The organism is Oscillochloris sp. ZM17-4 (genome assembly GCF_019599295.1).
In the GTDB taxonomy this organism is placed as follows: domain Bacteria; phylum Chloroflexota; class Chloroflexia; order Chloroflexales; family Chloroflexaceae; genus Oscillochloris.
The window spans coordinates 98821-120703 of sequence record NZ_JAIEWN010000005.1 but is presented as its reverse complement, the minus strand read 5'-3'; the positions used below and the strand labels follow the sequence as shown (position 1 = coordinate 120703).

The window sequence follows — 21883 nt, the reverse complement described above, 5'->3', positions numbered from 1 at the left end:
CGAGCGATGTCATGTACGCATCTCGACAGAGGTAGGTGCGCCTCTGCGAATCAGCTATACTATGGGCCACGTTTAGCCGCGCCGCGCCCAATCTGCAATCTGCAATCTGCAATCTGCAATCCCCGAGGAGGCCGCTATGCTCAATGCCCGCGTCAACTCTGCGCTTGAGATCGACCCGCTCGATGGCGAGTCGCTGCTGAACCATGTCTCCGCCCTGGCCTACAACATCGGCCCGCGCCCGGCGGGCCACGAGGCCGAGGCCCGCGCCCGCACCTACATCCGCAAGGCCCTCCACGATATCGGCATCGACGAGGTGAAGTCCCAGCCCTTCCAGACGCCCGACACCTGGGGCTACGCCCTCGGCACGCCCTTCGCGCTGTCGATCGGCGGGCTGCTGCTCGGCCGCCTGGGCTGGCTCGGCCGGGCCGCCGGCACGCTCCTCGGGGCCGGCGCCGCCTACCTCACCTGGCGCGCGGCCAGCGGGCTGCGCCAGCCCCTCGCCCGCGTCGGCCCGCAGCGCGCCTCGGCCAACCTGATCGTCCGCATCCCCTGCACGGGCCGCTACCGGCGCACCGTGGTGCTGCTCGGCCACACCGACACCAACCGCCACCGCGATACCTTCAGCGACGCCCGCAAGGCGACCCTGCCCGCCGCCACCACGGCCGTGATCGGCCTCCAGGCCGCCGGCGCTGTCGCGCAGGCCGCCGGCGCGCGCTGGCTGGGCCGGGCCATCGGCGCGGCCCAGGTCGCCGGACTCGGCGCCATCATCGCCGACGAGTCCGGGCGATATGTGGACGGCGCGAACGACAACGCCAGCGCCGTCGCCTGCCTGCTCGGCATCGGCGCCGCCCTCAGCGCCCAGCCCCTTGAGCACACCGATGTCTGGCTGGTCTTCACCGGCGCCGAGGAGACCGGCCTGTTGGGCACCCACGCCCTGCTCGATGAGTACGGCGACCTGCTGCGCAGCGCCTACTTCCTCGACTTCGAGATGGTCGGCCGGGGCGACCTGGCCTATGTCTCGCGCCACAGCGGCTTCTCCTACCTCAGCAGCTACGCCCCCGACAGCGAGTCGGTCGCCCTGGTCGAGCGCACCGCCCACGCGAACCGAAGCTTCGGCGTCTACGGCAAAGAGCTCATGATCCTTGAGGAGGTCGCCGCCCTGCGCCGGCGCGGCCACCGCGGCATCTGCCTGGTCGGCATCGACCGGGACGGCTGGCCCGCCAACTGGCACCGCGACAGCGACGCCATCGGCAACATCCAGCCCGAGGCCCTGGAGCGCGCCGCCCGCTTCAGCATGGCCATGCTCCAGACCCTCGACGGCGAGGACTCCTACCGCTAGCGTCATTGCAGATTGCAGATTGCAGATTGCAGATTGCGGCCCAATCTGCAATCTGCAATCTGCAATTTGCAATCAGGGAGTCGGGGTGGTATCATCCACCTCGCCCTAACTGTATGTGAGGTGGGTGCGTGTTTTGAGCCAATACGGTTTCCATGGGAGCTTCGCTCTAACGAGTTGAGCTATGCGGCGGGCCGCAGAAACTCACAGGCGGGCACCCACCTGCTATCGCAGGTTCGAAACTGGCCCATCCACGGCAGCTAGGGCACCACTCTGAATTGCAGATTGTAGATTGCAGATTGCAGATTGTAGCTGATGGTGCAATCTGCAATCTGCAATCTGCAATCTGCAATAAATGTATGATCCACCTCCTCCACGGCCCCGACGAGTACCAGCGCAGCCAGACCCTGGCCCGCATGCGCGCCAACTTCCCCCCCGACCTCGCCGACCTGAACGTGGCCTCCCTCGACGGGCGCAAGCTGAAGATCGACGCCCTGGCCGCCGCCTGCGAGGCCATGCCCTTCCTGGCCGACCGGCGCCTGGTGATCGTCTCCGACGCCCTCAAGCACACCAAGGCCGGCAAGGACCGCGAGGAGCTGCGGGCCTACCTCGACCGCGTGCCCGCCACATGCGACCTGGTCTTCGTCGAGAGCGACGATGTGGACCGGCGCAGCATCCTCTTCACCTACCTGAAGAAGGCCGCCAGCGTCCAGGAGTTCACCCCGCTCCAGGGCGGTGAGCTGACCCGCTGGGTGGCCGAGCGGGCCAAGGCCCGCCAGGTGCGCCTGGAGCCGGCCGCCGCCCAGCGCCTGATCGAGTTCGTCGGCGGCGACAGCCGGGCCATCGTCAACGAGCTGGAGAAGCTGGCGAGCTACGTCGGCCGGGGCGGCCGGGTCACGCCGGCCGAGGTGGACCTGCTGGTGCAGGACGAGCAGGAGCAGAACCTGTTTGCCTTTATCGACGACCTGAGCGCGCGCCGGCTGGGCGACGCCCTGCGCGGCGCGCGCCAGCTGCTGGAGGACGGCCAGGCCCCCACCTACATCCTGTTTATGGTCGCCCGCCAGGTGCGCATCCTGCTCGGCGTGCGCGAGCTGAGCGCCCAGCGCCGCCGCCCCGACGATATCGCCGCCGAGCTGGGCCAGCGCCCCTTCGTGGTGCGCAAGGCTATGGAGCAGGTGCGCGGCTTCGCCGCCGGCGACCTGGAGCGCCTGCACGACCGCCTGCTGGAGCTGGACCTGTCCACTAAGACCGGGCGCATCCAGCCCGAGGTGGCCCTGGAGCTGTTCGTCGCCGAGGCGTGCCGGTGAGGGGACAGGGGACAGGGGACAGGGGACAGGGGACAGGGGACAGGGGACAGGCGACAGGCGACAGGCGACAGGCGACAGGCGACAGGCGACAGGCGACAGGCGACAGGCGACAGGCGACAGGCGACAGGGGACAGGGGACAGGGGGCAGACTCTCAGAATCAAAACAGGCAACAGATCGCAAAAGCGATACTGCTGCCTGTCCCCTGTCCCCTATGTCCTGTCCCCTACCCTACACCGCGACGGCGGCGTCGGCGCCCAGCTTCTTGACCAGGCGCGACTTGCGGCGGGCCGCGTTGTTCTTGTGGATGATGCCCTTGACGGCGGCCTTATCGAGGATGCTCAGCGCCGCGCGGATGCTGGCCTCGTCGGGCGACCCGGCGAAGATCGTCTGCTCAGCCTTCTTGACGGCCGTCTTCACCTGTGAGCGGTACATCTGGTTGCGGGCGTGCTTGCGGGCGTTCGACGCGATGCGCTTCTTCGCCGACTTCGTGTTTGCCAAGGCTCGGATCCTCCGATATGATCAGCTGTCTGAATGTGTACAAGGTCGGGAGGGGTGTCAGGTGGCCGGTGCCGCCATCGCCCCTCCCGCTCGCCCACTCGCGCGGGCTACTAGCGCAAGAGTATAGCATAAGGACGCCCCGCGTGCAACTTGTCTCGCTGATGCGCCGCGCCCGCTCCGGCGCCCTCGGGAACAGCCTGATCGTCATGGGCGGCTTCGTGCTCAGCCGGGCCACCGGCGTCCTGCGCGACGTGATCGCCTCCTACTTCTTCGGCACCTCCGCCCAGATGGCGGCCTACCGCTCGGCCTTCCAGATCGTCGATCTGCTCTACCTGGTGATCATCGGCGGGGCGCTGGGCAGCAGCTTCATCCCGGTGTTTATCCAGGTCTGGGAGCGCGACGGCGAGGGGCGGGCCTGGGATCTCGCCGGCGCGGTGCTGACCTGGGCGCTGCTGGCGCTCTCGCTGGCCAGCGCGGCGATCTTCGCCGCCGCGCCCTGGATGGTGCGCGCCGTCTACGGCGGCCAGGGCTTCGAGCCGGCCACCCTCGACCTGATCGTCCAGCTGGCCCGGCTCTTCCTGCTCTCGCCGCTGCTGCTGGGCCTGGGCGGGCTGGCCATGGCCGCGCTCAACGCCCGCGACCGCTTCGCCATGCCGGCCCTGGCCCCCTCGATCTACAACCTGGGCATCATCGCCGGGGCGCTCTGCGCGCCCTGGCTGGGCATCTGGGGCATGGCCTGGGGCGTGGTGATCGGCGCCCTGCTCTACGCCCTCGTCCAGCTGCCCGCCCTGATCGGCATCGGCGCCCGCCTGCGCCCCGGCCTCGGCCGGCAGATGGCCGAGCTGGGCGCGGTGGCCCGCCAGATGGGGCCGCGCGTGCTCGGCCAGGCCGCCGCCCACATCAGCGTGGTGGCCACCTCGGCCCTGGTTGCCAGCTGTGCTGGCAACTTCAACCAGCATACCTGTAGAATCACCTCCCCAGCAGCCGCGCGTACAGCGCCGCGAACCCCTGCCCCAGCTGGTCGTAGCCGAAGCGAGACGCCACCTTCTCGCGGCCGAACTCGCCGAAGCGCCGGCGCAGCCCCGCGTCCTCGCCCAGCGCCCGCACCCGCTCCGCGTAGCCCGCCACATCGTTGCGCGCCACCAGGAAGCCGCTCTGCCCCTCGTCCACCACCTCGGGCAGCGCGCTCGCGTTCGTCGTCACCACCGGGCGCCCGCAGGCCAGCGCCTCGGCCGGCGCGATGCCGAAGCCCTCCAGCCGCGAGGGGAACAGCAGGATGTCGCAGCTCTGGTAGGCCGCCACCAGCCCCGCCCGGTCCGGCGAGCCGATCGGCACCATGCGCGGGTGCGGCGGCGCCGTCTCGCCGCCCTGGAAGCCCCCGGTGTAGAAGAGCGTGTAGTCGTCCGGCAGCAGGCCCATGATCTGCGGCAGCAGATCGAAGCCCTTGCGGCGCGTGCGGTTGCCCACGAACAGCAGCCGGATGCGCGCCTCCGACGCGGGCAGCCCGTGGTCGGCCCTGGCCATGCCCGCCGTCGGCACAAACACCCCGGTGTCGATCCCGTCGAAGATGATCGTGCTGTCGCGCCGGCCGTAGGTCTGCTCCACCTGGCGCTGCGTGAAGCGGCTCACGCAGACCACCGCGTCCGCCCGGGCCACCGAGAGCCCGTCGTAGCGCGACTCGACCAGCCGGTAGAAGATCCGCTGGGCCAGCGAGCTGTAGGGCTGCAGGTCAGGGTCGGTCGTCAGGTGGTGGACGGTCGTCACCACCGGCAGGCCAGCCTCGCGGAAGGCGAAGGCCACCCGCGAGCGGCCCTGCGCCACATCGAAGCCGCGCCACCAGCCCGCCGGCAGGCCGCGCGGGATGAGGAAGGGCGCGAAGTTGTAGATCTCCGGCAGGCGCAGCAGCTCCGGCCGCAGCCCGACCGCCCGCACCGAGCGGGCGATGTTCTGGATCCCGAAGTCCACCCCGCCGCGGCCAACCGGAGATATATACAGAGGTCGAATAGCCATATCATCTGTAGGGGCGCAGCGTGCTGCGTCCTCTACGCCCTCCTAGAAGAAATCCGCGTTGAAGGGCGCCGGGCCGGCGAAGGCCCGCTCGGCGAGGTCGAGGGCCTCGCGGCTGGCGGCGGCCAGCATCCCGAAGGCGGCGGCGGTGCGCGGCCGCAGGTAGCGGCTGTAGATCTGGGCCAGCACGCGCACATCGCAGCTGACGTCGGCCGGGCTGTCGGAGGGCAGGCGGCGCACCTCGGCCCGGCCCGCCGCGAGCTCCAGCTCGAACACCGCGTTGTGCTCCGTGATCCAGTCGTCGCCGACGCCGACCCGCAGGCGGCCCTTAAGATCTCTGGGGAAGCCATAGCCGGCCAGGGCGGCGGCCACATCCACCAGGCGCAGCATAAAGTGCGGCTCGACCGTGCAGCTCAGTGGCTCGGGCATCAGCAGGTTCACCGGCGCATCGGCCGGCGCCTTAAACTGCACATGGGCCACCTGGTCCGCGTGGCCGGCGAAGAAGGCGAAGAGCTGGGCGCGGGCGGTCGGGTCGAGGGCCACAATATCCTGGCACTCCATGCGCCGGCCGCCGACCGCGTCCTTGACCCGGTAGATCATGTAGGAGCGCGGGTTGCCGCCCTCGTCGCGCCAGATGTAGGCGCGATAGGGCTTGCCGTCCCCGTCCGCCAGCACCGACTCGCGCCACCAGTCGGCGTTGCGCACCGTCGGCCCGAAGCGGCCGCGCAGGGCGCCGCGGTAGATCACGTCGAAGTCGGCCGCCTGATCGGGGCCGGCAGCCTGGAAGCCGCCGGGTGCCGGGCGGAAGCTGGCGAAGCGCTCCGGCGACCCCGTGTAGACCCGCCGCTCCATAAAGGTGGCCCAGCCGTAGCGCCCGTAGAAGGCCCGCTTGAAGGGGTAGAGCACCGCCAGCGGCACGCCCTGCTCGCGCAGCTCGTCGCAGCTATGGCGCAGCAGCGCGGCCACGTGGCCGCGCTGGCGCGACTCGGGCGCGCTGGCCACCCCGCCGATCCCGGCGGCGGCGATCTGGCCGCGGCCCGTCTCCAGCCGCAGCGGGATCAGCTCCAGCTGGGCCGCCTGCGCGCCGCCGTCCACAAACAGGCCGCGCATGCGCCCCAGCTTCTCCGCGCTCGGCGCATCGCTGCCCGGGCTCGTCGCGAAGGCGTAGACCTCCAGGTCGCGCCATCGGTCGAGGTCTGATACTGTGAGGGCTCGGTATTCCATCGCGATGCTCAAGGCAACAGGTAAAAGGTAAAAGGCCACACCCTTTTACCTTTTACCTGTTGCCTTCATCTCGGCTTCTCCACCAGGATAAAGTAGCTGCCGCAGCGCATCCAGCCGAACAGCCAGAGGTCCAGCTCCATCAGCAGCGTCACCGCCATCAGCGCGTAGTAGACCGGGCTGCCCGGGCGGAGCTGCGAGCGGATGCGCCGCCTGGCCCGGATCTCGCGGGCGATCCCGTCGGGTGAAGGATGAAGGGTGAAGGGTGAAGGATGAAGCGCGTCAGCGTTGTCGTCATGAATCTTGGGCTTGGATGGCTTCATCCTTCCGCCTTCATCCTTCATCCTTCCCATCACCGCCTCGCCCAGCTTCATCAGCACGTGCTCGACGAAGGTGGTGAACAGGCTGTTCCAGAAGATCACCCGCACCGGGCGCAGCCCGGCCCGCTCGAAGGCCTCCAGCACGTCCTCCCAGGTCTCCAGCGCCTTCAGGTGGTCGGACTTGCGGCGGGCCTCGCGCGAGAAGTCGTAGACCCCGGCGCGCACAAAGAGCCGGCCCAGCCTGCGGCTGAGGTTGATCACCGGCTGGATGGGCGACATCTCGCGGGTGTTCGAGAAGGCCAGCATCAGCCCGCCCGGCCTGAGCACGCGGGCCGTCTCGGCCAGATAGTCGTCGATCACATCGATCGGGAAGTGCTCCAGAATATCGATCGCGAATGCCTTATCGAAGCTGCCCTCGGCGAAGGGCAGCGAGCGCGAGTCGGCCTTCGTCAGGGCCACCGTGGCCACCGCCTCATCGGCGAAGAGCGTCGCCGGGTCCGAGCCGACCATCCTGGCGACATAGGGCGCGTTCCAGACGGCGTGCTTGGCGGTGCCGCAGCCATTGTCGAGCACCCTATCGCTGGGCTGCCAGCGCATCATCCGGCGCAGGGCGCGGTCGCGCACGCCGGCGGCCAGCAGCGGCGGGGCCAGGTCGCGGTAGTCGAGCTCCTCGGCCAGCTCGGCCTCGTCGGTCACATACTTCGAGACATAGCCGTAGTCGGCGCCGCGCGGCATCAGGTCGATGTAGCCGTCCTCGAAGCCGTAGATATTCGCGCAGGACGCGCAGTGCAGGCCGTCGGCCGCCACGTACAGGTCGCGCGAGCGGCAGGTCGGGCACTGGAGCAGCGGGAAGAGGTCGCGTGTGATCATCTTAGGGTACAGGGCACAGGGCACAGGGCACAGGGTATGAGTCGGATTGCCCGGCCTATCCCCTGTGCCCTGTCCCCTGCCCCCTCATTAGAGCCAGCGCGCGCCGACGTCGCGGGCGAGCAGGCTATCGAAGATCAGGAGGAAGAGCCCCTGCACGGCGATGCCGTGGCCGAGGCCGCGGCGGTCGGGCCGGTCGGCGTAGTACTGAGCCGTGGCGAGTCCGGCGACGATATAGAGCACATCCAGGCCGGCGTTCACCAGCAGGATGCGGCGAAACTGGTCGGCCTCAGCGTGCTCCTTCGCCTCGCTCAGGTCGCCCGCGAAGCTGCGCTCGGCCTTCAGCAGCGCCGAGCGACGCCCGGCGAACGCCAGGGCCGCGTCGATCACGCCCCAGGCGGCGGCCTGGAGCCCCATCTGTCGCCAGTAGTCGCTCGGCAGCAGGGCCAGCCCCACGCCGACGACGCTGCTGCCCATGCCCCAGCGCAGCAGCGGGCGCAGCGCCCGGCGCTGGTATGCGAAGAAGTTATGATCCATGGCGCATATCTTACCCGATATCGCCCCGGCGTCAATGCGCCGAAGCTTGTTATAATAGGAGCCGCCACACATACATCCAGAGCCGGAGGCTCCTGCGTAAGATCTATTGAGGTCATCTCTTTGGCCGGCACACACGAACGAATGCTTGCGACTGAACCGCTCAACGATGAGGCGCTGATGGCGCGTGTCGCCGGCGGCGACACCGACGCCCTCGATCTGCTCTACCACCGCTACGCGCGCGTCGTCTACGGGCTGGCCCTGCGTATTCTGGCAAACCCACAGCACGCCGAGGATGTCGTCCAGGAGACCTTCTGGCGCGTCTGGAGCCGCGGCGCCACCTTCCAGATCACCGGCGGCTCCTTCCCGCCCTGGCTCTTCGGGATCGCGCGCAACCACTGCATCGACGAGCTGCGCCGCCGCCAGGCTCGCCCGGCGACCCGACCCGGCGATGACAGCGATATCCTGCTCGCCATCCCCGACGGCCAGCCCGGCGTCGATGACCTCACCTGGGAGGGCGAGCGCCGCCGCCTGATCATCAGCGCCCTCGCCGACCTGCCCGATGACCAGCGCGAGGTGATCGAGCTCGCCTACTTCAACGGCCTCTCGCAGCGCGAGATCGCCGAGCGGCTCAATAACCCCCTGGGCACGGTGAAGACCCGCGTCCGCCTCGCGCTCCAGAAGCTCAAGGGCCTGCTGGAGCACCTGAATGGTGAATGATGAATGGTGAATTGCCCGACATTCACCATTCACCATTCACCATTCACCAGTAAAAAATACTGATGCACACTGACACCTCCGACACCCCCGACAGCCAGCTTGAGGCCTACGCCCTCGGCGCACTCGACGCTGCCGACCGCGCCGCCGTCGAGCAGCAGCTCGCCGAGTCGCCCGAGCGCCGCGCCGAGCTGCGCCGGCTGCGCGAGGTCGTGGCGATGCTGCCCTACGCTGTCGCGCTCGCCGACCCGCCCGCCGATGTGCGCGAGCGGCTGTTCGACCGCATCGCCGCCAGCCGGCCCGCCGCGCCCGCCCGGCCCGCCGCCCCGGCGCCCGCCCGCCGGCCCTCCCGGCTTATGCCGGCGGCCATGGCCATCCTCGCCGCCCTGCTGATCGCCCTCGGCGGCCTGACCATGTCCCTCGGCAGCCAGGTCGCCGGGCTCGACCGCAGCAACCGCCAGCTGGTCGACACCCTCGGGCAGATGCAGCAGATCCTGGCCCAGACCCAGGGCCAGCAGGGCGAGCTGGCCGCCCAGCTGGCGACGAGCCGCGAGGAGATCCGCAGCCTGAGCGCGCGGCTGCGGGAGGACCAGTACGTCATCTCCTTCGTCAGCGCCCCCGGCGTGGCCACCCGCGACCTCAGCGCCGCATCAGCCAGCCTGCTCGCCCGCGGCGAGATGTATATGTACCCCGGCGAGGCGAGCGCCGTGGTGATCTTCAGCGGCCTGCCCGCCCTGGCGCCCGGCCAGGTCTACCAGTTCTGGCTGGCCGACGAGAGCAGCCAGGTCGCCGGCGGCACCTTCGCCGTCGATGAGACCGGCCTCGCCACCCTGGTCGTCGAGGCCCCCCGCGAGGTGAACGCCTTCCGCCAGGTGATGCTCACCGTCGAGCCGACCGGCGGCAGCGTACACCCCGGGCAGCAGGTCGTGCTCCAGGGCTCGCTCTAGCCCCACGCGCCCAGGCTAGCCCAAGACGCGCCGCCGCACGCGCGCGAATATAGTACCCGAGTCCCATTGTGAGCTGGGGCATGAATCGTTATGATCAGATCATGCAGATCCAGGCAGTCATCTTTGATCGTGATCTCACCCTGCTCTACTTCGACCCGGCGCAGCTCGCCGCGGTCGAGGAGCAGATGGCTGCGATCGCGCCCGAGCTCCCGCAGCACGCGGCGGTGCGGGCCTGGACGAGCTGGCCTGGGCCGTGGCCACAGCACCGCGATGACGAGCCCGCCTTCTGGGCCGATTTCTGGGCGAGCCTCGGGCACACCCACGGGCTCCAGCCCGCACAGATCGTGCGCCTCACCGTAGAGGTCGGCGCGATCTACCACACCACCTTCGGCGCCTACCCCGACGCAGCCCCCACCGTGCGCTCCCTGCGCTCCGGCGGCCTCCGGCTCGCCATCCTGACCAACTACGAGCTCCCGAGCGTCGACCGAACGCTCGCCAACGCCGGGATCGACCCGGCCCAGTTCGATGTGGCGCTCACCAGCGCCATGCTCGGCGTCTACAAGCCCGACCGCCGCGCGTTCCTGGCGACGGCGGAGGCCTTGAACCTCCCGCCCTCCGCATGCCTGTTTGTCGACGACCTGGCCGAAAATGTTGCGGCGGCTCGTTCAGTTGGCATGCTCGCCTATCAAATCGACCGCTCCCTGCCGGTCGATGACCTCGACGCCGCGCGTCTCAGCACCCTGGACTCATTGATCGGGCTGCTGCTCCCCCCTTTCACGCGCGACTAACCCTCGACCTCTCACGCCCCATATACGTACGACTCACCGTCGTAGCATCTGTCATCCGTTGCTCATCTCCTGATCTTCTCAGCTCTAACCGCATTGCCTACAATCATCGTAGCGATGCGCTCTGGCCGGGCGAGAGCACGCCAGAGCACCCACCCTACATCAGCACGCACCTATTTCGCCCGCCACCCATGCCACACGCGCGCAGTGTCAGGTATGGCACTGGCGAGCTGCCTAGAGAATTGAGGAGGCCATGATCACTCAGCATATCGATACGCAGACCCGACAATCTCCCGCAGCCGCGCTCGGCCCCGCCACCCCGCGCACCGGGCGCGAGGGCGTGAGCGTTGTCGAGGATGCCTCCATGACAATGATGGATCTGGCCGCGCTTGTGCGGCGCTGCGCCACCGAGAGTGAGCGCTTCTACCGGGGGCAGCAGCACGATACGCGCTTCAGCTACGAGCTCTTTCGCCGCGCCCTTGCTGAGCGCGATGAGGCGGCCTGGGAGCAGCTCTACATGCACTACAGCGGCCTCGTCGAGGGCTGGATCCGCCGGAGCGGCGCCTTCACCAGCAGCGGCGAGAGCAGCGAGTACTTCGTGGTCGGCGCCTTCACCAAGTTCTGGCGCGCCCTCTCCCCCGAGCGCTTCGCCTCCTTCCCCAGCCTCGCCTCGCTGCTCCAGTACCTCCAGCTCTGCGCCACCAGTGTGGTGATCGATAGCGTCCGCGCGCAGTCGTGGGCCGAGATGCTGCCCGAGGAGACGATCAGCCCCAGCCACGCCCCGCACTACTCGCCCGACGAGGAGGCGATGAGCCGGGTTGACAGCGAGGAGTTCTGGCGCTTTATCGGCGGGCAGCTCAACAACGAGGTGGAGCGGGTGGTCGTCTACTTCTCGTTTGTGCTCTGCCTCACGCCGCGCGCGATCTACGCTAGGCGCAGCGAGCTGTTCAGCAGCGTGAATGATGTCTACAACGTCAAGCGCAATGTGCTGGGTCGGCTCAGCAGGAACCAGCAGCTGCGGGCGCTTATCGCACAGTAGGGAGGCATCACGCATTGGGTGCGCGGGGGCGGCTGAGCCGCCCCCGCTTTTGCGTGTCCGGCCGGCACACGCCGTCGAACGACGCGCCCACCCCCGAAAAGAAACGAGCCACTGTAGGAGGTGTGTAAAATCTCAGGAGGGCTGCGTTTCTTACTATACGGCAGGGAGATCTGCCAGCGGTACTAGAGGAGCGAATGGTATGACTATTGACGATGGCCGGGACGAGGGCTGCGTGGCACCGCCCGGGCTGAGCAGCACTGAGGTGGTCGCTGCCGCCGATGGCGAGATCGATGAGCAGGCCCGCGCCCATCTTCAGGAGTGCCCTCACTGCGCCGCGCGGGTGCAGCAGATGCGCCAGATCCAGAGTCGCCTGCGGCGTCAGCTCTACCGGCTCTTTTGCCCCAAGACCGACCTGCTTGTAGACTACTGCCAGGGCCTGCTTGACCCGTATCAGCGCACGGTCATCACCCACCACCTTGCCACCTGCCCCTGCTGCGCTGGGGAGGTCGCGCTGATGGAGTCGGGTCAGAGACACGCACCGAGTAGCCCCACTCGTTGTCGTACCAGGAGACGACCTTGAAGAAGTCGTCGCCCATCGCGATCGTCAGGGGCAGGTCGACGATGCTGCTGTAGGTGCTGCCGATGAAATCGCTGCTCACCAGCTGCTCGTTGCTGACGCCGAGGATGCCCTCAAGCTCCTCGCTCTCGCTGGCATCCATGAAGGCCTGGTTGATCTCCTCGACGCTGGTCGCGCGGCCGAGCAGCACCGAGAAGTCCACCATCGAGACCGTGGGGGTCGGCACACGCACGGCGTAGCCGTGGAACTTGCCCTTCAGCTCGGGGATCACCAGGGACACCGCCTTTGCGGCGCCGGTGGTGGTGGGCACCATGTTGATCGCGGCGGCGCGGGCGCGGCGCAGGTCGCTGTGGACGTTATCCTGGAGGTTCTGATCCATCGTGTAGGCGTGGATCGTCGTCATCAGGCCGCGCTGGATGCCGAACGTGTCGTTGAGCACCTTGGCCACCGGGGCGAGGCAGTTGGTGGTGCAGGAGGCGTTCGAGAGAATGTGATGCTTCTCGTGGTCGTACTTCGTCTCGTTCACGCCGAGGCAGATCGTCAGATCCTCGCCCTTGGCGGGGGCCGAGATGATCACCTTCTTGGCGCCGGCGGCCAGGTGGGCCTTGGCCTTCGCGGCGTCGGTGAAGCGGCCAGTCGACTCGATCACGATATCGACGCCCATCTTGCCCCAGGGGAGCGCGGTCGGGTCTCGCTCGGCGAGCGCCGCGATCTCATAGTGGGCATCGTCATAGTCGATGACGATCTTATCATCGGTGACGTTCACCTCGCCATCAAATGGGCCATAGGTCGAGTCGTAGCGGAGGAGGTGCGCCAGGGTCTCATTGTCGGTCAGATCATTGATGGCGACGATCTCGAACTCATCGGGGTGATACTCGAGCATAGCCTTGAAGCTCTGCCGACCGATCCGGCCGAAGCCGTTAATTGCGACGCGAACCATGGGTCGTGCCTCCTTACTCCATATGCTATAGGCTCGCAGGCATCTACCAGCGACGTAGCAGCGCTCTTGTATGAGCTATCTACCGACGTAGAGACGGGCCTGATGCCGTCGCGAGAACACGCAAAGTATGACAGGGGCTATTATAGCATGCTTTATCGCGGTGCCCTGGGGCGAGGGTGTGCTACAATCAGTGGTAGAAGATCGCGATGGGAAGGACTCTGCCATGGTGCTGACAATACTTTCAGTGGCGGCCCTGGGGGTGCTCGGGCTGTTCGGCCTCTTCCGCGGCGTGCGACGCGGCCTGATCGCAGTCGCCGGGACGCTCCTCGGCGCGGTGCTGATCGACCTCTGGCAGGCGCGCTGGTCGGATTGGCTGAGCACGCAGATGGAGCCGCCGGGGTGGGTCACCTTCCTGGTGACGGCGGCGATCTTTCTACTGGTCGCCCTGCTGGTGGGCTACGGCGGCAGCCTGCTGCTCCCGCGCGACCCGAAGGCGAAGGGGCCGGGCCTGTTCGACCGCCTGCTCGGCGCCTGTATCGGGGCGCTCAACGGCGCGCTGATCGTCAGCTATCTGCTGCGCTACGCCAATGAGAACTGGCCCTCGGGCGAGGCCGAGCGGATGATCGCCGGCTCGCTCGTCGCTGGAGTGCTCGACCTCTGGCTACCCTGGTTTATCCTGGCTATGGTTGGCAGCACGACGGTCTTCGTGATGCTGCGCGGCACGCTGCGGGTCTCGCGGGCGCTCAGCCGGCCGGCCACCACCGCCACGCCGTCCGCCACCACCACGAAGCCCGCCATCGCCACGTCTGCATCGGCCAGCGCCGCCGCAAAAGGCCAGGCGGCGACCCAGCCCAGCGCCACCCCGCCGCCGAAGACGGTCGCCGAGCAGGATCGGCGCGTCCTTGATAAGATCGACCAAGTTGGTGCCAACAAAAAGTAGGGCCGAAGCATGCATCCGGCTCGCTACGCGAGCCGGATGCATGCTTCGGCCCTACGGGCCGCCGGGACATGTCCGCCCCTAAAACGAGATCGCCCGCTCGCCCAGGCTGGTGCCGGGCCAGATGCGGATGCCGCGCTCCAGGCGGTTCTCCGGCCCAAGTGTGCAGTTATCGCTGACGATCGTCCCGTCAGTGATCATCGTCTTGGCGCCGATCTGATTGTTGCGGCCGAGGACGCAGTTGCGCAGCGTCGTCCCCTCTCCGATCTGATTCCCATCCCAGAGCACGACCCCCTCAAGGGCGGCCTCCGGGCCGATGTGGCAGCCATCGCCGATCACCGTCGGCCCGATCACCCGCGCCCCGCGCGCGATCGTCACCCCGCGGCCGATCACCACCGGCCCGACAACCTGGGCCGTCGGGTGGATGTCGGCGTCGCCCTCCACCCAGACCCGGTCGGCGATCTGTGTCCCGCGGAAGGTGTGGCGCACCTTGCCGATCAGGATGTCGTGATGGACATCCAGGTAGGTCTGCGGCTTGCCGATATCCGTCCAGTAGGCGCGCGAGGGGAAGCCGACCATGAGGTCGCCGGTCTGGAGCACGACCGGGAAGAGCCCGCGCTCGAACATATAGAACACGTTCGGCGGCACGTAGCGCAGGATCTCCGGCTCGATGATATAGGTGCCGGCGTTGATCAGGTTGGTGGTGATGTCCTCGGCCCGCGGCTTCTCCAGGAAGCGGTGTACCCGGTTATCCTTCTCCATCTCGACCAGGCCGAACTGGGTCGGATCGTCGACCGGGGTGAGCGAGATCGTCACCTTGCTCTGCCTCTCGGGGCTCCTCAATGATATGCAGCTTCATGTTCAGGCGTGAGCCATCGCCAAGGCTGGCGTGGAAGCGCTCGGCGAGATACTGGACGGCCAGCACGACCTCGTCTATCCCCTGGTCGCGCAGACGGATCAGCATCGACTCGATGAACGGCTGATTGACGAGCGGGATCATGGGCTTTGGCGTGTTGCATGTGAGCGGGCGCAGGCGCGTGCCCAGACCACCGACGAGGATCACTGCTTTCATAGGGCTCCCTCATGATATAGACGCATGGCGAGATGACAGCTGTAGCCCGCTGAGCACCTGGAGTAGGCAGGGGCCAAGCGCTACGGGGCACGCCTTCTATAGTATCGGTTGGATATGTATGTATAGTTGACGAATTGCTGATCGTCTGATGACAGTTTGGTCGTGAACGGCTGTGGCAGATCACATCGTGCGCTCAGCCTGACGCCAGTAGGCGAGGATGTCGCGCAGGGTCTGCACGATCGGGATCGACGGCTCCCACCCGGTGCGGGCGCGGATCTTCCCCGCATCGCAGACGATGAGGGGGACATCGATCGGGCGCATCAGGCTCGGGTCGGGCCGGATCTCGATCACGGCCGTGCTCTCGGCGAGGAGGGTGTCGAGCAGGTCGCGGATCATCACTGCCTGGCCAGAGCCGACATTATAGACCTCGCCGGCCTCGCCGTGCTGCGCAAGCAGGGCGTAGGCCCGCACGATATCGCGCACGTCGGTGAAGTCGCGGCATGCGCTCAGGTTGCCGACCTGCATCGACGCAGGCTGAAGCCCGAGCTCGATGCGGGCGATCTGGCGGGCGAAGGCGGCGGTGACGAATCGCTCGTTCTGGCGTGGGCCGATGTGGGTGAAGGGGCGCACGCGCACGATGTCGAGCCGGTGGCTGAGGTGGTACTGAAGGGCGAGCATGCTCTGGGCGACCTTGCTCACCCCGTAGGGGCTGGTGGGCCGCAGCGGGGCATCCTCGCGCACCGGGAGATCCTCCGCATGGATCTGCCCGTACTCCTCGTTTGTCCCGACCACGAGCACCCGCGTGCCCATGCGCTGGGCGATCAGAGCCAAGAAGATATGCAGCGCCCCCAGGGTGTTGGCCGCCAGCGTGGCCGCTGGGTCGCGGAACGACTCGGGCACAAAGGGCTGCCCCGCCAGGTGGAAGATCACATCTGGCTGGGCGACGATGATCGCCTCGCTCGTCGACTGCGGGTCAGACAAGCTTGCCTGAAGCAGCGTCACCCGGCCCTGGAGCGAGGCCAGGGCGATGGTGGGAGATCGCGAGAGCCCCCAGATCTCCCAGCCGCTTTGCTGGAGCAGGTGCTCGGCGAGGTGGCTGCCGACGAACCCGTTGATGCCAGTGATAAGTGCGCGCATAGGGTTAGTAGGTGCCGCGCAGGCAGCATTTCACGCAGTAGTATGCGAAGGTTTGGTTGTGCATTACATTGACACGGTTTGTGCATTATGCTACAATGTAAAGGCAATTGTAACATGTTTTCTTATAGTACAAGCGTACAGGCGGTTCTTTACACCGCCATATTTTATGAAATCTATAGTCTAAGAGCGAGATTCGCAACGCAGCGTTCAGCGCAGGCTGAGAAGGCGAACGGGCATGGCACAGCAGCACTTCTTATCGCAATTCTCCGACAAGCCACGGTACAACACAAAGGCTGTGGCGCAGGAGACAGGCGTCCCGGCCGACACATTTCGAGCCTGGGAGCGCCGCTATGGCGTGCCGCGCCCGCAGCGCACGGAGGGTGGACACCGTCTCTACTCGGAGCGCGACATTGCGACGATCCGCTGGCTGCGGGATCGGACGGCAGAAGGGCTGACGATCAGCCAGGCGATCGCCCTGATGACGGACGGCGCCGAGTCGAACCTGGGCTGGCTGAACACGGCGGTCGACACCGAGCCGCACACATGGGATCGGCTGAACAGCCGGCTGTACGCCGCCCTGGTCGACTTCGACGCCACGCGCGCCGAGCAGATCCTCGGCGAGGCGTTTGCGATCTATCCGCTGGAGGATGTCTTCCTCAAGCTGGTACAGCCGACGATGATCGAGATCGGCGAGCAGTGGCACGCCGGCAAGATCAGCGTCACCGCAGAGCACTTCGCCACACAGTTTATCCGGCGCAAGCTCTCGGGCCTCTTCAACACCTACAATATCACCGACGGCCGCGGCCTGGTGATGATCGGCTGCGCGCCCGGCGAGCAGCACGACCTGGGCGCCCTGATGATCGCCGTCTTCCTGGTGCGCCACGGCTGGCAGGTGATCTACCTCGGCGCCGAGGTGCCGATGCGCGATCTGCTCGACACCGTGCATCAGCTCCAGCCCGATATTGTCTGTATGGCCGCGTCGACGACCGACACCGCAACCCAGCTCATGGAGGTCGGGCGATACATCCAGGCGATGGACCCGCCCTTCCCGGCATTCGGCTACGGCGGGCGGGCCTTCAACCTCAACCCGCTGCTCACCCAGAAGATGCCCGGCACCTTCCTCGGGCGCGACGCCCAGGAGGTTGTGGACTCGGTCGCTGATATTCTCAGCGGGCGCTAGCAACCGCAGATCCAGACGCGGGGCGCGGGCACGCTGGGGCGCCCGCGCCCCGCGTCGCTGTGTTATCTCCCCGTATGCGGTTTGCTAGTCTGCTACTATTCACGTATTATTAAGATAGAGAAGTTGTTTCCCAAGAGTTCTTAATCGTGCATAGGGGCTGAAGGCCCCATCGCCGCCGCTCCCACGCTTCTCCGCACCATAGACAACTCACACTGCCGCCCTCGCCCGCTTCTCCTGTGGCGCACATACTGTCGCCGGGGTGTAGTTCCCATGTGTCCTGACGAGACATAAAGGAGCGCCGTGTGTCGCTGAAATCACTCTCATCGCTGGCACTGGGCGCCGGTGCCGCCTCCATATCGCAGCCGCTCCCCGCCGAGGAGCAGCTCGCGCTGCTCTTTCACCTGACGGAGCTGCCCCCGCAGGTCGGCTCCGACGAGCGCCCGCCGCACTCCCCCCACCGCATCGCTGAGGCCTACCGCCACTGCGAGCAGATCATCCGCGAGAGCTCTAAGAGCTTCTTCCTCAGCACGCAGTTCCTGCCGGCTGAGAAGCGCCGGGCCGTGCGCGCCTTCTACGCCTTCTGCCGCGTCACCGACGATACGGTCGACCAGGCCAGCGGCGATGCGACCCGCGCCCTGGCCGAGTGGGTGCATCAGGCCCGGGCCGCGCACCCGCTCTCCGATAACCCGGTGCTCCTCGCCTGGCACGATACGCGGGCGACCTACAACCTGCCGCCGGCCCTGGTGGACGAGCTGCTGGCCGGGATGGCGATGGATCTGACCATGCACCGCTACGCCACCTTCGCCGACCTGTGGCTCTACTGCTACCGCGTGGCCTCGGTGGTGGGCCTGCTGAGCATGGGCGTCACCGGGGCGGCCCCCGGCGCCGCGCCCTACGCGATCAAGATCGGCGTCGCCCTCCAGATGACCAACATCCTGCGCGATGTCGGCGAGGACGCCCGGCGCGGGCGGGTCTACCTGCCCCAGGAGGACCTGGAGCGATTCGGGCTGACGGCCGAGGATATCCTCAACCACGTCTACGACGAGCGCTACCGCAGCCTGATGCGCTTCGAGGTGGAGCGCGCCCGCCGCCTCTACGATGAGAGCTGGCCCGGGATCGGCCTGCTCCCGCCCGATAGCCGCCTCGGGGTGGCGGCCGCCGCCAAGTTCTACCGCGGCATCCTTGACAATCTCGCGGCTCACGGCTACGATTCATTTACCCGGCGCGCCCACCTCACCCTGCGCGATAAGCTCGTCCTCCTGCCACGGATCTGGCTGGAGGTTCAGAAATTTTGAATGTTGAATGTTGAATGTTGAATGCCGGGCATTCAGCATTTAACATTCAACATTCAGCATTCAGCTATGGCAACATCAACCCTTCGGCTCAACCACTATCGACCCTGGCCGCGCTGGGCCTTCGACCTGATCCTCTGGGTGCTCTTCCTGGGGCCGATCATCTCGCCGCTCTTCCGCGCCACCGGCCTGCCCGGCCTGACGGAGTCGGGGCTGCTGGCGCGCGACCTGCTGAGCCGCTATGTCTGCCCAACGCCGGATCGCTCGATCATGCTGCTGGGCCTGCCGATGGCGGTCTGCGTCCGCTGCTGGGGGGCGACGATCGGCCTCTGGGCGGCGCGTCTGCTGGTGGGCGCGCAGGGCGACCACGCAGGGGCACCCCTGCGGTGGTTCCGCGGGCTGCCGTGGGCGGCCCGGCTGGCCCTGGCGGCACTGCCCTTCCTGCTCTGGCCCCTGGAGATCGTCGGCCACTATCAGGGCTGGTGGTTCGCCCCGCTCTGGCTGCTGCTGATCAATGGCGCGCAGGCCGGCTTCGCATCAGGGCTCTTCTTCTGCTCGATCTGGCCCGGCCTCTGGCCGGCCCCGGCCCGCTAGGCGCCGGCGCCTTCCGCCCGATTCTCTGTGAGAGTCCAGGGAGGGGAACCCTCCCTGGACTCTCATCCTTATACCCAGGTGCCCCCTATGCGCAGATTACTCCCGCTCCTCGCCGCCCTCTCCCTCGTCGGATGTAGCTTCGCACCCTCAGCCGGCAGCACCGAGCCGACGGTGGCGGCCATCCAGACCCAGGTTGCCGCCATGCAGTCCGGCGGCGCGGCCCGGCCCTCGCCGACCCCGCGCGCGCCCCAGCCGACCGACGCCCCGCTGCCCACGATCCCGCCCCAGCCGACGATCGACCCGGATCTGGGGAGCGCGATGCGCGGCCAGGAGGATCTGCTGGTCGCGCTGTATCGGCGGGCCGGGCCGGCGGTGGTGAGCATTGAGGTGGTGAGCGACCCCAACCTCGGCCTGCCCTCAGGCCACCCGGCGATCCCCAATGTCCCCGACGGGCCGACATCGCAGGGCTCCGGGTTCCTCTACGATGACCAGGGCTATATCATCACCAACAACCATGTGGTCGAGGGGTCGACTGAGCTCCAGGTGCGCTTCTACGATGGCAGCACCAGCATCGGCCGGCTGATCGGCACCGACCCCGACAGCGACCTGGCGGTGATCAAGGTGAGCCAGCTGCCGCCGGGCGTGGCCCCGCTGCCCCTGGCCGACTCGCGCACGGTGGCGGTCGGGCAGACGGCCGTGGCGATCGGCAACCCCTTCGGCGAGCAGAACACGCTCACGGTGGGCGTGATCAGCGGGGTGGGCCGCACCCTGCGCGGGCCGAGCCGCGACTTCGGCACCTTCAGCATCCCGAATATCATCCAGACCGACGCCGCGATCAACCCGGGCAACTCGGGCGGCCCGCTGCTGAACATCCGCGGCGAGGTGATCGGCGTGAACACGGCGATCGCGGTGAGCGCGGGCGGCGGCTCCTTCGAGGGCGTGGGCTACGCCGTCCCCGCGTGGTCTGTGTCGCGGGTGGCGCCGGCGCTGATCGCGCGCGGGCGCTACGAGCACCCCTGGATGGGGATCAGCATGCTCCCGCTCGACGCGCTGTTCGCCGAGCGCTTCGGCCTCCAGGCGAGCAAGGGCGTCCTGGTGACGGGGGTGCAGCCGGAGAGCCCGGCGGAGCGGGCCGCGATCCAGGTGGGCGAGCGCGTGGAGCAGTATAACGGGGTGGATATTCGCGTCGACGGCGATATCATCGTCGCGATCAATGGGCAGCCGGTGGCGAGCGGGGACGATCTGATCGGCTACCTCGACCAGGAGTATGCCGTGGGTGACACGATCACCCTGAGCATCCTGCGCGATGGGCGGCCGCAGGATGTGCAGCTGACGCTGGATGCGCGGCCGTAGGCGAGAATCGTATGCTAGTGGGTGTTGGCGGCGAAGCCGCCAACACCCACTAGCATGTTGTGGGAGAGCGCAGCTCTCCCACGCCCTCACCATTGCAACACGAACGGCGCGAGGACGACGCGCCCGCTGCGGGTGCCCTGGCCGACCATGCTCCACTGGCCGGTCGGCTCGTTTGACTGGGTGTAGAAGCCGATCAGGACGTAGCCGGTGCTGTCGGCGATGGCCTGGTAGGGCAGGCCGCGGGTGGAGCCGCCCGGCACGTTCAGCCACAGGCTGACCGGCTCATTCGGCAGGTAGCCGCGGGCCTCGAAGCCCAGGATGGCGCCGGGGGCGCTCGGGCTGGGGTAGACCCGGCCGCTGGCCACGGCGTTGGGGATGGCGTTGCACTCGCTCGCGTTGCCCTCCGCGACCGGCCCGGCGGGCGGGCTGTTGGGCGGCAGGCCCGGGCGGCGCTGGCATGGCACCAGGGCGCTGCCCAGCAGGCCCAGCCGCACCTGGCCGCCGGCCAGCTCGAAGCGGGCGCGCTCGAAGTACTGCACGGTGTAGTTGCGCCCATCATCGAGCTGCTCGGTGATCTCCTCGCTCAGCGGGAAGCCGAAGATCGCCAGCCCGCCCCGGCTCTCCCAGTAGCCCTTGAAGGCCCCGCGCAGGGTGTGACCCGTCTCCGCGAAGTAGCGCACCGCCGAGGTACTGGCCGTCGCGGCCACGCGGGGGAAGCCCAGCCCGCGGGCGCGCATGTAGTCGGCGCCGATCAGGCCGAGGCCGGCGGATGTCCCGACAACCTCGAAGCGGGCGCGCTCGAAGTACTGCACCACCCGCCCGTCGCTCTTCTGGATGAACTCCTCGCTCACCGGGTAGCCGAAGATCGCCAGCCCGCCCCGGCTCTCCCAGTAGTCCTTGAAGGCCCCGCCCACGTAGTGGCCCGTCTGCGGGAAGTAGCTCTTTGCGGCCTGGGCCTGGCTGGCGACCGGCGGCAGCGCCCCCAGCAGCAGCAACAGCGCCAGCAGGCTCAGCGCTCCCGTCCATCGTCCTCGTCGCTGGCTCATACGCACTCCAGTTCTGCTAAAACCGTAAAGCGAAAAGAGAGAGGCACCTGCGGCTGCGCGGCGCGGCGCAAGCGCGACAGGGCATATTCTTTAGTGTTTATCATTTACAAGTACGCATGCCATCATACGATGAAGCTCCGCCTGCTGTCAAGGGTTGCCGCAGCAGATAGCGGTAT

At 67.7% G+C, this 21883-nt stretch carries 19 protein-coding genes, 1 other RNA gene and 2 pseudogenes; 13 read left to right on the top strand and 9 right to left on the bottom strand.

What is annotated here, in order from left to right; all coding sequences use genetic code 11:
• The first annotated feature begins 136 nt into the window (after nucleotides 1–136).
• The 3 genes from K2Z83_RS06470 (at nucleotide 137) to holA (ending at nucleotide 2643) form a co-directional block, all read left to right on the top strand.
• Nucleotides 137–1339, top strand: coding sequence for a M28 family peptidase (locus tag K2Z83_RS06470; protein WP_220594352.1), 1203 nt, complete (start codon nucleotides 137–139; stop codon nucleotides 1337–1339).
• Nucleotides 1340–1437: 98 nt separating this feature from the next.
• Nucleotides 1438–1608: non-coding RNA, 6S RNA (ssrS, locus tag K2Z83_RS06465), on the top strand.
• Nucleotides 1609–1695: 87 nt separating this feature from the next.
• Complete coding sequence (gene holA, locus K2Z83_RS06460) at nucleotides 1696–2643, top strand: DNA polymerase III subunit delta (RefSeq protein WP_220594351.1); 948 nt, start codon at nucleotides 1696–1698, stop codon at nucleotides 2641–2643.
• A gap of 229 nt (nucleotides 2644–2872) precedes the next feature.
• Here holA and rpsT read toward each other — a convergent pair whose 3' ends face one another.
• Nucleotides 2873–3142, bottom strand: coding sequence for a 30S ribosomal protein S20 (rpsT, locus tag K2Z83_RS06455; RefSeq protein WP_220594350.1), 270 nt, complete (start codon nucleotides 3140–3142; stop codon nucleotides 2873–2875).
• A 17-nt stretch (nucleotides 3143–3159) separates the two neighbouring features.
• On the opposite strand from rpsT, the pseudogene K2Z83_RS06450 reads away from it, so the two are divergent.
• Nucleotides 3160–4008, top strand: a pseudogene (locus K2Z83_RS06450) (lipid II flippase MurJ); the annotation flags it as partial.
• A 103-nt stretch (nucleotides 4009–4111) separates the two neighbouring features.
• On the opposite strand, the gene K2Z83_RS06445 reads toward K2Z83_RS06450, so the two are convergent.
• The 4 genes from K2Z83_RS06445 to K2Z83_RS06430 all read right to left on the bottom strand — a co-directional run bounded on the left by K2Z83_RS06445 (nucleotide 4112) and on the right by K2Z83_RS06430 (nucleotide 8094).
• Nucleotides 4112–5152 carry a glycosyltransferase family 4 protein gene (locus tag K2Z83_RS06445; RefSeq protein ID WP_220594349.1) on the bottom strand — a complete coding sequence of 347 codons (1041 nt, stop codon included), beginning with the start codon at nucleotides 5150–5152 and terminating at the stop codon, nucleotides 4112–4114.
• Between the two features lie 42 nt (nucleotides 5153–5194).
• Nucleotides 5195–6373 (bottom strand): enhanced intracellular survival protein Eis, encoded by a 1179-nt coding sequence (gene eis, locus K2Z83_RS06440; RefSeq protein WP_220594348.1) that lies wholly within the window; start codon nucleotides 6371–6373, stop codon nucleotides 5195–5197.
• Between the two features lie 65 nt (nucleotides 6374–6438).
• Nucleotides 6439–7560 (bottom strand): class I SAM-dependent methyltransferase, encoded by a 1122-nt coding sequence (locus K2Z83_RS06435; protein WP_220594347.1) that lies wholly within the window; start codon nucleotides 7558–7560, stop codon nucleotides 6439–6441.
• Nucleotides 7561–7647: 87 nt separating this feature from the next.
• The gene (locus tag K2Z83_RS06430) at nucleotides 7648–8094 is read right to left on the bottom strand and encodes a hypothetical protein (protein WP_220594346.1); all 447 of its coding nucleotides are present in this window, start codon (nucleotides 8092–8094) and stop codon (nucleotides 7648–7650) included.
• Nucleotides 8095–8235: 141 nt separating this feature from the next.
• Here K2Z83_RS06430 and K2Z83_RS06425 point away from each other — a divergent pair, with 141 nt between their 5' ends.
• From K2Z83_RS06425 to K2Z83_RS06410, 4 genes are all read left to right on the top strand, one after another.
• Nucleotides 8236–8811: an RNA polymerase sigma factor gene (locus tag K2Z83_RS06425; RefSeq protein WP_220594345.1), complete on the top strand. Its 576-nt coding sequence runs from the start codon at nucleotides 8236–8238 to the stop codon at nucleotides 8809–8811.
• Nucleotides 8812–8873: 62 nt separating this feature from the next.
• The gene (locus tag K2Z83_RS06420) at nucleotides 8874–9755 is read left to right on the top strand and encodes an anti-sigma factor domain-containing protein (protein ID WP_220594344.1); all 882 of its coding nucleotides are present in this window, start codon (nucleotides 8874–8876) and stop codon (nucleotides 9753–9755) included.
• An 80-nt stretch (nucleotides 9756–9835) separates the two neighbouring features.
• Nucleotides 9836–10543, top strand: coding sequence for an HAD family hydrolase (locus K2Z83_RS06415; RefSeq protein ID WP_220594343.1), 708 nt, complete (start codon nucleotides 9836–9838; stop codon nucleotides 10541–10543).
• Nucleotides 10544–10793: 250 nt separating this feature from the next.
• Complete coding sequence (locus K2Z83_RS06410) at nucleotides 10794–11579, top strand: RNA polymerase sigma factor (protein WP_220594342.1); 786 nt, start codon at nucleotides 10794–10796, stop codon at nucleotides 11577–11579.
• A gap of 464 nt (nucleotides 11580–12043) precedes the next feature.
• Here K2Z83_RS06410 and gap read toward each other — a convergent pair whose 3' ends face one another.
• Nucleotides 12044–13096: a type I glyceraldehyde-3-phosphate dehydrogenase gene (gene gap, locus K2Z83_RS06405; protein WP_220594341.1), complete on the bottom strand. Its 1053-nt coding sequence runs from the start codon at nucleotides 13094–13096 to the stop codon at nucleotides 12044–12046.
• 223 nt (nucleotides 13097–13319) lie between these two features.
• Here gap and K2Z83_RS06400 point away from each other — a divergent pair, with 223 nt between their 5' ends.
• Complete coding sequence (locus tag K2Z83_RS06400) at nucleotides 13320–14036, top strand: CvpA family protein (RefSeq protein WP_220594340.1); 717 nt, start codon at nucleotides 13320–13322, stop codon at nucleotides 14034–14036.
• Nucleotides 14037–14114: 78 nt separating this feature from the next.
• On the opposite strand, the pseudogene K2Z83_RS06395 reads toward K2Z83_RS06400, so the two are convergent.
• Nucleotides 14115–15105 (bottom strand): annotated as a pseudogene (locus K2Z83_RS06395) (sugar phosphate nucleotidyltransferase).
• Between the two features lie 180 nt (nucleotides 15106–15285).
• Nucleotides 15286–16242 (bottom strand): GDP-mannose 4,6-dehydratase, encoded by a 957-nt coding sequence (locus tag K2Z83_RS06390; RefSeq protein WP_220594339.1) that lies wholly within the window; start codon nucleotides 16240–16242, stop codon nucleotides 15286–15288.
• Between the two features lie 235 nt (nucleotides 16243–16477).
• Here K2Z83_RS06390 and K2Z83_RS06385 point away from each other — a divergent pair, with 235 nt between their 5' ends.
• From K2Z83_RS06385 to K2Z83_RS06370, 4 genes are all read left to right on the top strand, one after another.
• Nucleotides 16478–17422: a B12-binding domain-containing protein gene (locus K2Z83_RS06385; RefSeq protein WP_220594338.1), complete on the top strand. Its 945-nt coding sequence runs from the start codon at nucleotides 16478–16480 to the stop codon at nucleotides 17420–17422.
• A 302-nt stretch (nucleotides 17423–17724) separates the two neighbouring features.
• Nucleotides 17725–18717: a phytoene/squalene synthase family protein gene (locus tag K2Z83_RS06380; protein ID WP_220594337.1), complete on the top strand. Its 993-nt coding sequence runs from the start codon at nucleotides 17725–17727 to the stop codon at nucleotides 18715–18717.
• A gap of 66 nt (nucleotides 18718–18783) precedes the next feature.
• Nucleotides 18784–19308, top strand: a complete 525-nt coding sequence (locus tag K2Z83_RS06375) for a DUF2085 domain-containing protein (protein WP_220594336.1) — start codon at nucleotides 18784–18786, stop codon at nucleotides 19306–19308.
• Nucleotides 19309–19395: 87 nt separating this feature from the next.
• Nucleotides 19396–20661, top strand: a complete 1266-nt coding sequence (locus K2Z83_RS06370; protein ID WP_220594335.1) for a S1C family serine protease — start codon at nucleotides 19396–19398, stop codon at nucleotides 20659–20661.
• A gap of 86 nt (nucleotides 20662–20747) precedes the next feature.
• Here K2Z83_RS06370 and K2Z83_RS06365 read toward each other — a convergent pair whose 3' ends face one another.
• Nucleotides 20748–21707 carry an LGFP repeat-containing protein gene (locus tag K2Z83_RS06365; RefSeq protein WP_220594334.1) on the bottom strand — a complete coding sequence of 320 codons (960 nt, stop codon included), beginning with the start codon at nucleotides 21705–21707 and terminating at the stop codon, nucleotides 20748–20750.
• Nucleotides 21708–21883: the final 176 nt, after the last annotated feature.